This is a genomic window from Acinetobacter sp. UBA1496 (assembly GCF_002324975.1).
Lineage (GTDB): Bacteria > Pseudomonadota > Gammaproteobacteria > Pseudomonadales > Moraxellaceae > Acinetobacter > Acinetobacter variabilis.
On the sequence record NZ_DCRI01000068.1, the window covers coordinates 1 to 14,799 of the forward strand.

A 14,799-nucleotide genomic window follows, 5' to 3' on the forward strand; every position below is an offset into this window, starting at 1 on the left:
GTGTTAGCCGGATGCTTACCCATTGCATCAATTTTGGCTAAGCCTAAATCATATTTACATTTTGCGAGAGCATTATCTGCTTCATATCTAGTTATGCCAGGCTTATTCCAAGTGTTGTAAGAAGTTGTTGAGACTGTACATGCGACTAATGGAAAAAATAACAGCAATGATGCATATCCCTTAAATTTTTTCATGTAAATTCCCTTTATAGGCTTTAGAAATAGTTTATTATTTTTAATATGTTACAGTTTTTTTTAAAGTATAAAAAAGCACCCGAAGGTGCTCTTTAAAAATTTTAGCTTATTGTGCCTGAATCCATTTGTCTGCACGGTCACGTGCCTGACGGATCTGTTCTTGGGTTAAGTTAGCTGCCAATGCAGTTTTCTTACCTTCAGATAAAGTAATCACTTTATTGTCCAGCATGCCATCGCGGGTAGAGAGTTCATACCACTGGTAAGCACCCATGTAGTTTTTCTTCTTTTCTTCCATCATGGCCAGATTGAAGCTGGCACGGTTATCACCACGGCTAGCTGCTTTTTCGAAGTACTGGCGAGCCAGTGTTTCATCTTTTTTGGTACCAATACCATCTGCCAGCATACGGCCAACATTCAGTTGAGCCACTGCCAGACCTTGGTCGGCAGCAGCTTTGTACCATGCAAAGGCCTGACGTTCATCTTTCTGGACGTCTTTGCCATATTGATATTTGGTTGCTAAATAAAATTGTGCACCAGGCTGACCCGCTTTAGCTGCTTTAGTCAGACTATGAATGTCCATTACTGAATATTGCGCTGCTTGGCTGGCCACAGAAGGCGTTGGTGCAACGTAATCGGCATGGGCCTGCATGCCAAAAAGTCCAGCCAGTAGCGTCGTACTTAATAATAATTTTTTCATAGAGCGCTCACTCGATAAATTGCGACTTCACCAAACAGATTTGGGAGATGTTTGCTAAGCAAACTATCTTCTTGATTCCCATTCACAGCGAGTCGATTAATAATTTTTATGTTGTTTTCCGCGCATAATGCTTCAAAGTCACGGAAAGTACATAGGTGAATGTTCGGGGTGTTATACCACATATAGGGTAAGGCTTCCGAAACCGGCATTTTCCCTTTTAATGCCAAGAAAGAACGAGTCTTCCAGTGCGCAAAGTTTGGAAAGGTAATAATGGCCTGTTTCCCTACACGCACCATGTCACGCAATAATACGTCTGGTGCATCTACAGCTTGCAAAGCCTGTGCCATCACCACATAGTCAAAAGACTGGTCAGCAAAACGGCTTAAACCGAGGTTTAAGTCCTGCTGGATGATATTTAACCCGCGACTGATCGCAATTGCAATCTTTTCTTGATCAATTTCTAATCCATATGCACGAATATTGTGCTTTTTGCTCATATGGGCCAGCAGTTCGCCATCACCACAACCGAGGTCGAGGATACGTGAACCGGGCTTGATCCATTTTTCAGCAAGTTGTTGGTCAATACGCATTACACAGCCTCCTTCGGTGTTGATCGCAGATGTTCTTCACCGCCCAGGAAGGCGCGCAAGGATTTTACATACAGAGGAATCGGGAACAGGAAGGAGTCATGGCCTTGCTCAGCATCAATATCCAGATAGCTGACAGGCTTATTATTGGTAATTAAGGCGTCTACGATTTCAACAGAACGTGAAGGTGAGAACCGCCAGTCTGTGGTAAATGAAACCACCAGGAACTTACATTTGGTTTGCGCCATCGCTTTGACCAGTGACTGCTGATATTCACGTGAAGGATCAAAGTAGTCTAGTGCTTTGGTCATGATCAGATAAGTATTGGCATCAAAGTTACGGCTAAACTGTTCACCCTGATAACGCAGGTAGCTTTCGACCTGGAATTCCACATCGAAGCCATACATGAATTTGCCAGATTTTAAATCACGGCCAAATTTCTGCTTCATGGCTTCCTCAGACAGATAGGTAATATGACCGACCATCCGTGCCAGAATCAGGCCTCGTTTTGGATAGCTGTCATTTTCTAGATAACGGCCATGATGGAAGTCCGGATCAGACAGAATCGACTGACGCGCGACTTCGTTAAAGGCAATATTTTGTGCAGACAGTTTCGGTGCACTGGCAATAATCACGCATTTTTGCAGACGGTCCGGATAATCTACCGACCATTGCAAGGCCTGCATGCCCCCGAGTGAGCCGCCAATGATGGAATACCACACATCAATCCCCAGACAGTCAGACAGCATCGCCTGAGTTTTCACCCAGTCACGCACAGTGACTAGCGGAAAGTCTGGACCATATGGGCGGTTATCATTTTCGGGATTAGGAGAGGTAGGACCAGTAGAACCATTACAACCGCCGATATTATTCAGCGCCACCACAAAGAATTTATTGGTATCGATTGCCTTACCCGGGCCAATACAGGCATCCCACCAGCCTGGTTTTTTATCATCTTCATGATGATAACCTGCAGCATGATGATGGCCAGACAGGGCATGGCAGATCAAAATGGCATTGGACTTATCGGCATTCAGTTCGCCATAAGTTTCTACCATCAGTTCAAAACGTGGGAGGATGCGACCGCATTCAAGCTCTAACGGCTGTTCGAATTGGAACTTTTGTGGGACAACAAGGCCCACTGAGTCAGCTGGAAAAGACACGGGAATGATTCGCCTTAAATCTTTAGTATGAATAAATAAAAGGATACCATTTGCAGGTATCCTTCTAAAGTCTTTTTAGTGCTATGAATTATCGCTAATTCTAATACCGTGTCTAGACGGCAGCAGCAATCACCTGTTCAGTGCTTAACACACCCTGGTCAATCAGGCGGTTGGTACATGCGATAATCGCTTCAATTGAAGAGGTCACAATGTTGTCGTGGACACCAGCACCAAAGGCGGATTTACCGGTACCTTTCACTTGAAGTTCAACCAATGCCAAGGCTTTGGCATGTGCACCAGAACTGATGCTACGTTCTTCATAGTTCAAGACGTCAATTGGCAATTGTAATGCATCCAAAATCGCAGAGATTGGACCGTTACCTTCACCACGCAAGTGCTGGGTTTCACCATTGACTTCAATATCCAGCTCAATCACCTGATTGCCATTTTCATCTGACAACTTGTAGTTTTTCGCTGAATAATGGGCATCTTTCGCGGCAACATATGTCTCTTTGAACAAGCTCCAGATCGCTTGTGCTGAAATCTCAGTACCATCTTCATCAGTTTTTTGCTGCACGATTTGCGAGAATTCGATCTGTAAACGACGTGGCAAGGTCACGTTGTAGTTCGATTCTAACAAGTAAGCGATACCACCTTTACCAGACTGTGAGTTCACGCGGATGACAGCGTCATAGTCACGGCCCAAGTCTTTTGGATCGATCGGCAAGTACGGCATATCCCAGATCTCTTCGTTTTTCTGGAATTCAAAACCTTTTTTGATTGCATCCTGGTGTGAACCAGAGAATGCTGTGAATACCAAGTCACCCCCATATGGATGACGTGGGTGTACAGGCAAGCCAGTACATTCTTCAACAGTCGCAATGATTTCGTTGATATTCGAGAAATCCAAGTTTGGCGCAACACCCTGGGTGTACATGTTTAAGGCAATTGCTGCCACGTCCACGTTACCGGTACGCTCACCATTACCGAATACACAACCTTCGACACGGTCAGCACCGGCCATGATTGCCAATTCAGACGCTGCGATCCCACAGCCACGGTCATTGTGACAGTGAACTGAAATGATCACGCCGTCACGACGCTCGATGTTACGGTGCATCCATTCCACTTGGTCGGCATATACGTTTGGTGTAGAGACTTCGACAGTGGCTGGCAAGTTCAAGATCACTTTGTTTTCTGGAGATGCTTCCCAGATTTCAGTCACAGCATCGCAAACGTCTTTCGCCACTTCCAATTCAGTTGCAGAGAAACATTCAGGGCTGTACTGGAAAACAAATTCAGTTTCAGGCTGTTTCGCTGCGTATTCTTTCACTTTTTGCGCTGCATTAATCGCTAACTGTTTTGCACCTTCAACGTCTACATTCAAGACCTTTTGACGGAAGGTTGGAGAGTTAGAATTGTAGATATGCACGATTGCGCGTTTTGCACCTTGTAAAGATTCAAAAGTACGTGCGATCAAATGGTCACGTGCCTGAACCAATACTTCGATGTAAACATCATCCGGAATATGACCTTCTTCAATCAATTTACGAGTGAAGTCGAAATCAATTTGAGATGCAGAAGGGAAGCCGATTTCAATATGTTTGAAACCGATTTTTACCAACATCTGGAACATTTTGAACTTCTGCTCGATGTTCATTGGCTCGAAGATCGCCTGGTTACCATCACGCAGGTCAGTACTCATCCAGATTGGCGCTTTAGTGATTTCATTGTTCGGCCATTGACGGTCTGTTAAGTCTACACGTTGATACATACGACGGTATTTTTTACTTGGATCAGCCAACATCATGAGAGAGCTCCTTATGCTGACTTGGGTACCGTAATCTTGGTTAAAGCGGTGCGTGGGTCAGCGGCATAGATTTTGTCTATTCATTGGGTTTTAGTGACAGTCTGGTTCAAACCTGAAATATGGTCTAAATATTGGTGGTTTAGCTCTACCAAATGCACTAAATACCTTACTTATAATTTAAAGTTTAATCCACTTATCCCGAAAAGTTTTTGCTATTTTTATGGATTTTAGTCGTATGTTAATAAAGATTTTCTTATAAACTTTAAGAATTGAAAAATATTTTCACTTATTCTAAATATTGTATTTTATATTTTCTTAATTTGGATATAAAGCGTTATTTATTACGTTCAATTGTGCCACAACTCAGTATATTTTAATAAACAATAGATCCAGTTGTTTTTAAAGATCATTGAAGACAGAGCCTCTTTTAAAGTTCAGCCCATTTACGCATTAAATTATGATACAGGTTGGTCAGTTTCATAACTTCTGCATGCTGATCACCCAGCTGCATTCTCAAGTTTTGAATACTCTGATCCAGATTAAACAACATATGCCGCTCTGCATCATCCCTGATCATGCTTTGTACCCAAAAAAATGAAGCAATTCGACAACCGGAAGTGATTGGCGTAACTTCATGCAGGCTGGTGGATGGATAAAGAATCATATCGCCGGCAGGCAATTTTACTTCGTGATAACCGTAAGTGTCTTCGACTACCAGTTCACCACCGACATATTCGTCCGGCTCGCTTAAAAAAACCGTACAGGATAAATCCGTTCTGAGGCGTTCACTGCTGCCGCGAATACGACGAATTGAATTGTCGACATGAAAGCCGAAAGATTCATTATTTTCATAGCGGTTAAAAAGCGGGGGAATAATATCCAGTGGAATCGCCGCCGATAAAAACAGAGCATGCTGTCCCAGCGATTCCAGAATAATATTGCTGAGATGATGAGTGAGTGGATGATCTTCAGGTAATTGCTGATTCTGTTTCACGGTGGCAGAGAGCGTACCCGCGGTAACCTTGCCATTGACCCACTCAATCTTATTCATCTCCTCACGGAAATATTGCACCTGTTCTTTGCTCAGTACATTTGGAATATGATGCAGCACGAGAAACCCCTGAATAATCGTCTTTTAAAAATAACATAGCCCCCATCAGGAGGCTATGCGGTTGCATTGAATTAATATTTAAAGTTGACTGCTAACACTGCACTACGGCCTTCTGCTTCAGTTGCATAGTGAGATGCATAAGCTTTAGTGAAATAACGTTCATCAGATAAGTTATTTACATTTAACTGCAGGTCAACGTTTTGATTTACGTTGTAACGTGCCATGGCATCATAGCGTACATAACCTGGAACATATTTAGTATTCGCTAGGTCACCATACACTTTGTCCATCGCAACTGCACCAGCACCGATTGTTAACGCAGGGGTTAGATCATAAGTGGTCCAAAGTGTGGCTGAGTTTTTCGCAACGTTAGGCATCGCATTACCGTTACTTGCATTTCCTGGGGTACAGACAACATTTGGTGCACGGCCAGTACAAGAGTTTCCATTATCGGTCGCTTCGCTATCTAAATAAGTATAACCAGCTGAAACTGCCCATTTATCAGTAAGATTACCGTTTAAACCAAGCTCAAAGCCATCTACCTTACTTTCACCAATGTTGGCATACGTAGTCGGTGTTAACTGAACTCGAGCATTCTGTTTTTCAGTACGGAAAATTGCAGCAGTTAAATTCAATTTGTCATTAAATAAGTCCCACTTAGTACCAATTTCAAATGTGCGGCTTTCTTCAGGATCGAGATTGCTATAATTTTCTGCAATACCTTCTGAACCATCACCTGAGTCAACACCTACAGGGTTGGCTGAAGTAGCGAAGCTTGTGTAAATAGATCCATTTTCACGTGGTTTAAAAGTAAGACCTGCCTGGTAAGTGAAGAAATCAGCGTCACTTGAAATGGTTTCACCTGAAGCATTGGTTTTTTGCTTGGTATCAAAGTCATCCCAACGCAATCCTAAGTCCAATAACCATTGCGGATTGAGTTCAATATTATCCAGTAAATAAATAGAAGCTGTTTCTGTGGTAGTGGTTGTTGTAGCTCTGTTGGCTGTACGAGCACCTAACCATTGATCACGTGAGTTTGGATTGGTTAAAGAAGTACACCATGCATCATTATTTGCACAATCACTGTTAAATCCACCTGTCGTGCTATCAGGGTAGCCAGGGTAGGTGGTTGAATAGTTACCTTTATCAGATTCTTGTTTAGAGTATTCAACACCTGTATTAAAGCTATGCTTTAAAGCACCGGTATTAAACTTACCTGCTAAAGAAAGTTGATCGCTAAAGGTTTCTGTATCTGTAATCCGTGAGTTAATACGACGCCATACTTTATTATTGAGTACGTTACCTTTTGAGTCATCAGGTTGCGTCCATAGATAATCATTTTTTGACTTGCTATAAATAGCAGTATTACTCAAAGTCAAATCATCAGTCAGATCATGTTCTAATTTAAGTGTACCAATCTGATTTTCCTGTTTTTGGAAATCACGATTTAATAAACCATAGTAGATGCCTTGTTTAACATCGATAGGTTTACCGACAGTCGCTTTTTTATCTTTGTCATAATTATATGGAACACCAGCATCAGGCGTATCATCAGATTTTAAGTAGTAATAGCTTAAAGTTCCACGGGTAGGGGTATCCAGACCAAAACTGATACTTGGCGCAATACCTACACGTTTATATTCAGCACCGTCTTTCTGACCTGCTTTTTCATTTTGATGACCCATCACAGCAACACGCGCTGCAATGCCATTACCGAAATCTTTGTTGCCATCTAAAGTGATGCGCTGGTAATTATCGGTACCTTGTGCGATGGAACCTTCTAAAGAGTCACCAGCTTTAGCTACCTTAGAGATCATGTTGATGCTACCGCCGGTCGTACCGGCACCGCCCATTGCAGAAGAAGAGCCTTTGGTCACTTCAACCTGTTCGACTGCGAACATTTCACGGTTTTGTGAAGTCGCGCTACGAACACCATCCAAATACATTGAGCTTTCAGAGTTATAACCACGAATAAATGGACGGTCGCCATTCGGGTTGCCGCCTTCACCCGCACCCAAAGTAATACCCGGTACAGTACGTAAAGCATCAGAAAGTGTAGTGACTTGAGTGTCTTCAATCAGTCGCTTAGAAATAACTGATACAGATTTAGGGGTATCTAGTAAGGGTGCAACAAATTTCTTATTTGCGGAATTATCTACTTTTAAACTTGGTGCCTGTTCAGCTTTAACTTCTTGATGAATAGTTTCGAGCTTGACCACATTTTCATCAGCCACAGCATTTACGGTTACAATCGAGAGGGAAGAGGCAATCGCCGATGAAACGAGTTTTTTACGTGATTTGATAAACGACATGTGGGAACCCGAAAAAAGCATAAAATTTATGTATGCGAATAATAATAATTCTTATTTAAATTAAGAATTACTTTTGGATAGGAAATGGCGATTTTAGTATTTATATTAATTGGCTTGATCAATGTTATAGTGTATCAAAATGTTTCTAAGTCAATGTATTTAAAATAAATCTGATTAATAGATTATTATCATTACTTTTATTGAGATTATTAGAGTTTAAAAATTTTGAAGAAAAGATAAAGAAAAGTTTACTAAAAACCCTATAAAAATCCATAAATGCAGATGAAAGAGATGATCTGTCCAGTTTGAGTAATCAATATATCTATTCTTATTTGAGGGAAGGGATATTTAATCAAAGAAAAATGAATTTGACTGAATAAATTTGATTATTACAGCATCAATAAAGACGATTCAAGTATTGTGTTTTGTATATCTGCAAATGTTGTCATATAATGTGGCACATTTTTATAAACCTGTTATTACCAAATATATAGAGGAAGCCATGCAAGTAACTTCTGAAGCGGTTTCGGGCGTTGCCCGTCGTTTAAATGTTTCTGTACCGACGAGCCGTATTAATGAGCAATTTGAAGCTCGTTTAAAACGCACTGCTAAAACTGCGAAGATCAACGGCTTCCGTCCAGGTAAAGTACCTGTAAACGTAGTTCGTCGTGAATACGGCGCTGGTATCTACCAAGAAGTTGTCAACGACATCATTCGTGACACAGTTTTCGAAGCAATCCAACAAGAAAAAATCAACGCTGTTGGTATGCCAAACATCGAAAAAACTGAAATGAAAGACGACGCTTTAGTTTATGAAGCTACTGTTGAAGTTTATCCAGAAGTTGAAGTGAAATTCGAAGGTCTGGAAGTTGAACGTAAAGCGTCTGAAGTAAATGACAAAGACGTTGAGAAGATGATTGAAAATCTTCAAAAACAACGTGCTTCTTGGGCTGAAACTAAAGGCATGGCGAAAAAAGACATGCAAGTGACTTTCGACTTCGAAGGTACTGTTGATGGCGAAAAATTTGAAGGCGGCGCTGCGCAAGACTTTAAACTTGTTTTAGGTTCTGGCCGTATGATCCCTGGCTTCGAAGATGGCATCATCGGTATGAAGAAAGGCGAAGAGAAAGTGATCGATGTTACTTTCCCTGAAGATTACCAAGCTGAAAACCTTGCTGGTAAACAAGCTCAATTCAAAATCAATGTAAAACTTGTGGAAAAACAAAAACTTCCAGAAATTGATGCTGAATTCCTGAAAATCTTCGGTATTTCTGAAGAAGATGGCGTTGAAAAACTGAAAGCTGACGTTCGTAAAAACATGGAACGTGAAGTGAAAAACGGCCTGCGTAACCAGGTTAAAGGCGCAACTTTCGATGCACTTGTAGCTGCAAACGAAGTTGAACTTCCATCTGCAATGGTTGCTCAAGAAATTGACCGTCAACGTCAACAAATGATCCAGCAGTTCACTCAACAGTTCGGTGCTCAAGGCGCGAAAGCGTTTGATTCAAGCATGCTTCCAGATGACCTGTTCAAAGAACAAGCTGAAAAATCAGTTAAACTTGGCGTATTGGTAAGCCGCATTCTTGCTGATGCGAAAATCGAAGTAGATCAAGCGCGCGTTGAAGCTTATATCGAAGATATGGCTTCTTCTTACGAAGATCCAAATGAAGTGATCGAATACTTTAAAAATGACAAGCAACAACGTGCTCAAATCGAAGCAGTTGTACTTGAAGACCAAGTTGTTGATCACATCCTAGCATCTGCTAAAGTGACTGATGCGACTGTAAGCTATGAAGACTTATTGAAAGAGCAACAAGCTCGTCAACAAGGCTAATTCAAGCTTTCCCTAAAAAGGCGCTTCGTGCGCCTTTTTTCATATTAGTAATTTCTTGACATATCTGATTTTCACAAAACTAATGCAAAAAATATGATGGAATTATTCGCGATTATTTTGCAATTTCATTGATTATCCCTCATATTGTGATTATGGATTAAGTCACAAAAATTTAGGAATAAATAAACCTATGTATGTTCCAACGATTGAAAACGCTTTAGTGCCAATGGTGGTAGAACAATCCTCTCGTGGTGAGCGTTCTTTTGATATTTATTCACGCCTTTTACGTGAGCGGGTAATTTTTCTGACAGGTGAAGTTGAAGACAATATGGCCAACCTGATCGTTGCGCAAATGTTGTTTTTAGAAGCTGAGAACCCAGATAAAGATATTCATTTATATATCAACTCACCGGGTGGTTCGGTGACTGCTGGCATGGCGATCTACGATACCATGCAGTTTATTAAACCGGATGTTGTGACTTACTGTATGGGTCAGGCAGCGTCAATGGGCGCATTCCTGCTTAATGCAGGAACTAAAGGCAAACGTTATTGCCTTGAAAATGCACGTGTCATGATTCACCAACCTTTGGGTGGTTTCAAAGGTCAGGCATCAGATATTGAAATTCACGCACGTGAAATTCTGTTCATTAAAGAACGTTTAAACCGTTTAATGGCTGAACATAGCGGTCAGGACTATGAAAAAGTGGCACGCGATACAGACCGTGACAACTTCATGACTGCTCAGCAAGCGAAAGAATACGGTCTTGTGGATGAAGTTCTAACGAAACGTCCATAAGTTTTAGAGATTGAGATATTGGAGTAAATATGTCCGAACATCCTCAAGGACAAAAGCATTGTTCATTTTGCGGTAAAACGCAGTCTGAAGTCGGAAAGCTGATTGCAGGCGAGGACGCATACATTTGTAATGAATGTGTGGACGTATGCTTAGATTTGGTTCAAACCAGTCAACAGGTCGAAACCAATGACTGGGCGAACCGTCCTTTGCCGAAACCGCATGAAATCCGTGCGGCGCTCGATCAATATGTGATTGGTCAGGACGTAGCGAAAAAGACATTGTCTGTGGCCGTATACAACCATTACAAACGTCTGAAAGTACAGACCCATGGTAAGAAAGCAGATGATTCCGTTGAAATTGCCAAAAGTAATATCCTGCTGGTGGGTCCGACCGGTTCAGGTAAAACCTTGCTGGCACAAACCCTTGCCCGTCTTCTGGACGTTCCATTTGCCATGGCAGATGCAACAACCCTAACTGAAGCGGGTTATGTGGGTGAAGATGTTGAAAACATTGTACAAAAGCTTTTGCAAAAAGCTGATTACGATGTCGAAAAAGCGCAAAAGGGCATTATCTATATCGATGAAATCGATAAGATTACCCGTAAATCTGAAAACCCATCCATTACACGTGATGTATCAGGTGAAGGCGTACAGCAAGCCTTGCTGAAAATGATCGAAGGTACGGTTGCTTCAATTCCACCACAAGGTGGTCGTAAGCATCCGCAGCAGGAATTCATTCAGATTGATACCTCGAATATCCTGTTCATCTGTGGCGGTGCATTCTCAGGTCTTGAGAAAATCGTACAGCAGCGTCAGGAGAAAGGTGGTATTGGCTTTACTGCAGAAGTCCGTAATAAAGACGAAAGCAAAAAGCTGTCTGAATTGTTCCGTCAGGTCGAAGCGACTGACCTGGTGAAATTTGGTCTGATTCCAGAATTCATTGGTCGTTTACCCGTGATTGCAACTCTGGATGAGCTGGATGAAGAAGCTTTAATGCAGATTCTGACTGAGCCGAAGAATGCATTAACCCGTCAATATAAACATTTGTTTGAGATGGAAAATGTGGACTTAGTCTTTGAAGATTCAGCACTACGTGCGGTTGCGAAAAAAGCGCTAGAACGTAATACCGGTGCGCGTGGCCTGCGTTCGATTCTGGAAAATTCATTGCTAGAAACCATGTATGACCTGCCGAGTCGTAGCGATGTAGGTACTGTGGTAGTCAATGAAGCAGTCATTAATGGTGAAGCTGCACCAGAATTTCGTGCTGAACGCCAACCACATGACGAGCCAGAAACAGCGGCAAAAGTTGATTTAAAGGTGGTGAATAGCAAATCTGCTTGATTGCTATTCGTCAGAAACGTGCGAAAACCCGGTGTTTTCGCACGTTTTTTATTTCCAAAAGATAAAAGCAGATGCTAATCTCAACATCTAGGCGTGGACGCCAAAAGCTATAAAAATATATCGCAAAGCACTTGCATACAAGAATAAAGACGCAGTGAGGGATAAGCATGCGTGGAGTCGCAATGTTGCTCATCGGCAGTTTGGCGCTGATGGGTTGTCACGGTAAAAAAGCCGTAGTTGAGCCTACACAGCCACTCAGCACTTTAAAAAATATTGATCTTGAAAAAAAACCGGGCTTCGTCGAACAGCATCGGGTGGGGATGTTTACGATTGGTGGCTGGGTTAACCAGAAACAGGGTAATCATTTTCAGGCAGTTAAACCTCAGCATGAGGATGCTGCAATCGTTTATTTATACCGCCCGGATTCCAAATGGAACCGTCAGGAAATTGTCGCTGCCAGCCTATTTATCAATCAGCATCGTATTCCGAGTTTATTGCATAATCATCATTACTGGATTGAGTTGCCTGCAGGTACTTATCGCTTGAGTACCAGTCGTCCTTTAGGTGCGTTGCACTTCCAAAAACCTAAGTATTTGGACTTTACAGTAGAAGCGGGTCAATCCTATTTTATTAAATATGATGAAGAAAATCTAAGCACCCGTCGTAGTGTTCCGGGGCCTCTGATGCTGATGCCGAGCAGTGTAGGCCTCAATGAAATTGCTTTTACCCAGTTAAAATCGGACAGTTTTAACTTTTTTGCACAGGATCAGGAAACTGGGAAAATCCGCAAGAAAGCCCAGAAAATTAAGGCAACTGAGTATGATCCATCTACAGATGTACAGTTAACCACACCGTTTAAACTCTGGGATCCAAGAACCTGGTAATTAATTTTAAAACTCCAATAAAAAAGCACCCAAGTAAGGTGCTTTTTTATCTAGCTTAAATTAGCCTGCAGCAGCGTCAACTACTGGAATCTTGCCAATCTTTGCTTGCCAGATTTTTGGAGCAGTCGCGTGTACAGATGTACCATTTACGTCAACTGCAACAGAAACAGGCATATCTTTCACTACGAACTTGTAGATCGCTTCCATACCCAGATCAGCAAATGCAACCACTTCAGCTTCACGGATTGCTTTAGATACGAGGTATGCAGCACCACCAACCGCCATGAGGTAAGTTGCTTTGTTGTCTTTAATTGCTTCAACAGCAGCAGGACCACGGTCCGCTTTACCGATCATGCCGTAAAGACCAGTTGCTTCTAATACCTGACGAGTGAATTTATCCATACGAGTCGCAGTTGTTGGACCTGCAGGACCTACAACTTCGTCACCTACCGGATCAACAGGACCGACGTAGTAGATGAATTTGCCTTTCAGATCAACAGGAAGTTCTTCACCGTTGTTCAGCATGTCTACCATACGTTTGTGTGCAGCATCACGACCAGTATAGATCGTACCGTTTAGAAGCAGCGTATCACCTGGTTTCCAAGAGTTCATTTCTTCTTGAGTGATGTTGTCTAGGTCAACACGTTTAGAAGATGAAGAATCCCAAGTAACTGATGGGTAGTCTTCAAGGCTTGGTGCTTGAATATGCGCAACACCTGAACCATCAAGCGTGAAATGTGCGTGACGGGTTGCAGCACAGTTCGGGATCATGCCGACTGGTTTGCCAGCAGCATGACAAGGATAATCTTTGATCTTGATGTCTAGAACAGTGGTTAAACCGCCAAGACCTTGAGCACCAATGCCCAATGCGTTTACTTTCTCGAAGATTTCGATACGAAGTTCTTCAAGTTTGTTTTGTGGACCACGACGAAGCAATTCGTCCATGTTAATTTCTTCCATCAATGCTTCTTTGGCAAGCATCATGGCTTTTTCAGCGGTACCACCAATACCGATACCCAGCATACCAGGAGGACACCAGCCTGCACCCATAGTTGGAACAGTTTTTAATACCCAGTCCACGATTGAATCAGATGGGTTCAACATTGCCAGTTTAGATTTATTTTCTGAACCGCCACCCTTAGCAGCAACAGTGATGTCTACTTTGTTACCTGGAACAAGTTTGTGATAGATCACAGCAGGCGTGTTGTCTTTGGTGTTCTTACGGCCAAAAGCAGGGTCAGCCAGTACAGATGCACGAAGCACGTTAGAGTTTTCAAGATAACCTTGACGTACACCTTCGTTAATCGCATCGTCCAGGCTCATGGTTAAATCAAATTTAACGTCCATGCCCACTTCAACAAATACGTTGACGATACCAGTATCTTGGCAGATAGGGCGGTGGCCTTCTGCACACATGCGTGAGTTAATTAAGATTTGCGCGATCGCATCTTTCGCAGCTTTGTTCTCTTCACGGTCGTACGCACGGCTCATCGCTTGGATGAAGTCTTGTGGATGATAGTAAGAAATGAACTGAAGCGCATCTTTAACCGATGTGATCAAGTCATCTTGCTTGATAATAGTTGTCATACAAATATCTCTTGAGCGGGCTGTTAGCTAGCGGGCTAAATTATAAGACAAATGAATCTGGTTGTGGGCGTTTTGCAGGGACATTGGCCAAAAGTTTATAGTTTAAGCAATAAGGCATATTACTTTGGCTGAAAGATTGGTTAAAAATGACCGGTTTTTGTCATATTTACTGTCATATTTCAGCTTAAAGTTTATTTGAATATAATTAAATTTATTATAAATATATGATTTTTATTAACTAATTAAAATTATGGAAATTTCATCATTGTCATATAACTGTCATAAAACTTTTACATAATGCGCTTATCAAATGAATGATGAGTTTTCTTTATGACCCTGACTAGTGTATTGATGGTAATTGCTTTTAGTCTTTATATCGCTGCTACTTGGTTCTACGGCCAGAAAGAAGATCAAGCTTAAGCTTTATCTTCTTTTTTACATTTTAAGAGCTAAAAAATTAGCCTATCTTCAAATCTTCAAATCT

General features: G+C 41.8%; 12 protein-coding genes. 4 read left to right on the forward strand and 8 right to left on the reverse strand.

From position 1 onward, the window contains the following. The 7 genes from B3143_RS07485 to B3143_RS07515 form a co-directional block, all read right to left on the reverse strand. Positions 1-194, reverse strand: a 194-nt coding sequence (locus tag B3143_RS07485; RefSeq protein WP_286739999.1) for a hypothetical protein, incomplete at its 3' end; no start/stop codon positions are given. 106 nt (positions 195-300) lie between these two features. Further along, positions 301-891, reverse strand: a complete 591-nt coding sequence (locus B3143_RS07490; protein WP_004781974.1) for a tetratricopeptide repeat protein — start codon at positions 889-891, stop codon at positions 301-303. Beyond that, the gene (gene metW, locus B3143_RS07495) at positions 888-1,481 is read right to left on the reverse strand and encodes a methionine biosynthesis protein MetW (protein ID WP_004781976.1); all 594 of its coding nucleotides are present in this window, start codon (positions 1,479-1,481) and stop codon (positions 888-890) included. The genes B3143_RS07490 and metW overlap by 4 nt, the downstream gene beginning before the upstream one ends. Further along, positions 1,481-2,641 carry a homoserine O-succinyltransferase MetX gene (gene metX, locus B3143_RS07500; protein WP_286740001.1) on the reverse strand — a complete coding sequence of 387 codons (1,161 nt, stop codon included), beginning with the start codon at positions 2,639-2,641 and terminating at the stop codon, positions 1,481-1,483. Before metX ends, metW begins: the two co-directional genes overlap by 1 nt. A 112-nt stretch (positions 2,642-2,753) precedes the next feature. Further along, complete coding sequence (leuA, locus tag B3143_RS07505; RefSeq protein WP_286740004.1) at positions 2,754-4,451, reverse strand: 2-isopropylmalate synthase; 1,698 nt, start codon at positions 4,449-4,451, stop codon at positions 2,754-2,756. 427 nt (positions 4,452-4,878) lie between these two features. Next, positions 4,879-5,562: a Fe2+-dependent dioxygenase gene (locus B3143_RS07510; RefSeq protein WP_286740006.1), complete on the reverse strand. Its 684-nt coding sequence runs from the start codon at positions 5,560-5,562 to the stop codon at positions 4,879-4,881. A 71-nt stretch (positions 5,563-5,633) separates the two neighbouring features. Next, complete coding sequence (locus B3143_RS07515) at positions 5,634-7,874, reverse strand: TonB-dependent receptor (protein ID WP_286740008.1); 2,241 nt, start codon at positions 7,872-7,874, stop codon at positions 5,634-5,636. A 502-nt stretch (positions 7,875-8,376) separates the two neighbouring features. Between B3143_RS07515 and tig the strand changes: the two genes are divergently transcribed. The 4 genes from tig (at position 8,377) to B3143_RS07535 (ending at position 12,728) form a co-directional block, all read left to right on the forward strand. Then, positions 8,377-9,708 carry a trigger factor gene (gene tig, locus B3143_RS07520; protein WP_005232218.1) on the forward strand — a complete coding sequence of 444 codons (1,332 nt, stop codon included), beginning with the start codon at positions 8,377-8,379 and terminating at the stop codon, positions 9,706-9,708. A gap of 190 nt (positions 9,709-9,898) precedes the next feature. Then, positions 9,899-10,504 carry an ATP-dependent Clp endopeptidase proteolytic subunit ClpP gene (gene clpP, locus B3143_RS07525; protein WP_004781985.1) on the forward strand — a complete coding sequence of 202 codons (606 nt, stop codon included), beginning with the start codon at positions 9,899-9,901 and terminating at the stop codon, positions 10,502-10,504. A gap of 29 nt (positions 10,505-10,533) precedes the next feature. Beyond that, complete coding sequence (gene clpX / locus B3143_RS07530; RefSeq protein WP_286740010.1) at positions 10,534-11,844, forward strand: ATP-dependent protease ATP-binding subunit ClpX; 1,311 nt, start codon at positions 10,534-10,536, stop codon at positions 11,842-11,844. Between the two features lie 167 nt (positions 11,845-12,011). Further along, positions 12,012-12,728 (forward strand): DUF2846 domain-containing protein, encoded by a 717-nt coding sequence (locus tag B3143_RS07535; RefSeq protein ID WP_286740013.1) that lies wholly within the window; start codon positions 12,012-12,014, stop codon positions 12,726-12,728. A gap of 60 nt (positions 12,729-12,788) precedes the next feature. On the opposite strand, the gene B3143_RS07540 is transcribed toward B3143_RS07535, so the two are convergent. After that, on the reverse strand, positions 12,789-14,315 hold the full coding sequence (locus tag B3143_RS07540) for a fumarate hydratase (protein ID WP_005232211.1): 1,527 nt from the start codon (positions 14,313-14,315) through the stop codon (positions 12,789-12,791). Between the last annotated feature and the right edge of the window lie 484 nt (positions 14,316-14,799).

Coding starts and splice junctions, on each gene's coding strand:
- B3143_RS07490 (WP_004781974.1), bottom strand. CDS start 891: ATGAAAAAATTATTATTAAGTACGACGCTACTGGCTGGACTTTTTGGC.
- metW (WP_004781976.1), bottom strand. CDS start 1,481: ATGCGTATTGACCAACAACTTGCTGAAAAATGGATCAAGCCCGGTTCA.
- leuA (WP_286740004.1), bottom strand. CDS start 4,451: ATGATGTTGGCTGATCCAAGTAAAAAATACCGTCGTATGTATCAACGT.
- B3143_RS07515 (WP_286740008.1), bottom strand. CDS start 7,874: ATGTCGTTTATCAAATCACGTAAAAAACTCGTTTCATCGGCGATTGCC.
- tig (WP_005232218.1), top strand. CDS start 8,377: ATGCAAGTAACTTCTGAAGCGGTTTCGGGCGTTGCCCGTCGTTTAAAT.
- clpP (WP_004781985.1), top strand. CDS start 9,899: ATGTATGTTCCAACGATTGAAAACGCTTTAGTGCCAATGGTGGTAGAA.
- clpX (WP_286740010.1), top strand. CDS start 10,534: ATGTCCGAACATCCTCAAGGACAAAAGCATTGTTCATTTTGCGGTAAA.
- B3143_RS07535 (WP_286740013.1), top strand. CDS start 12,012: ATGCGTGGAGTCGCAATGTTGCTCATCGGCAGTTTGGCGCTGATGGGT.
- B3143_RS07540 (WP_005232211.1), bottom strand. CDS start 14,315: ATGACAACTATTATCAAGCAAGATGACTTGATCACATCGGTTAAAGAT.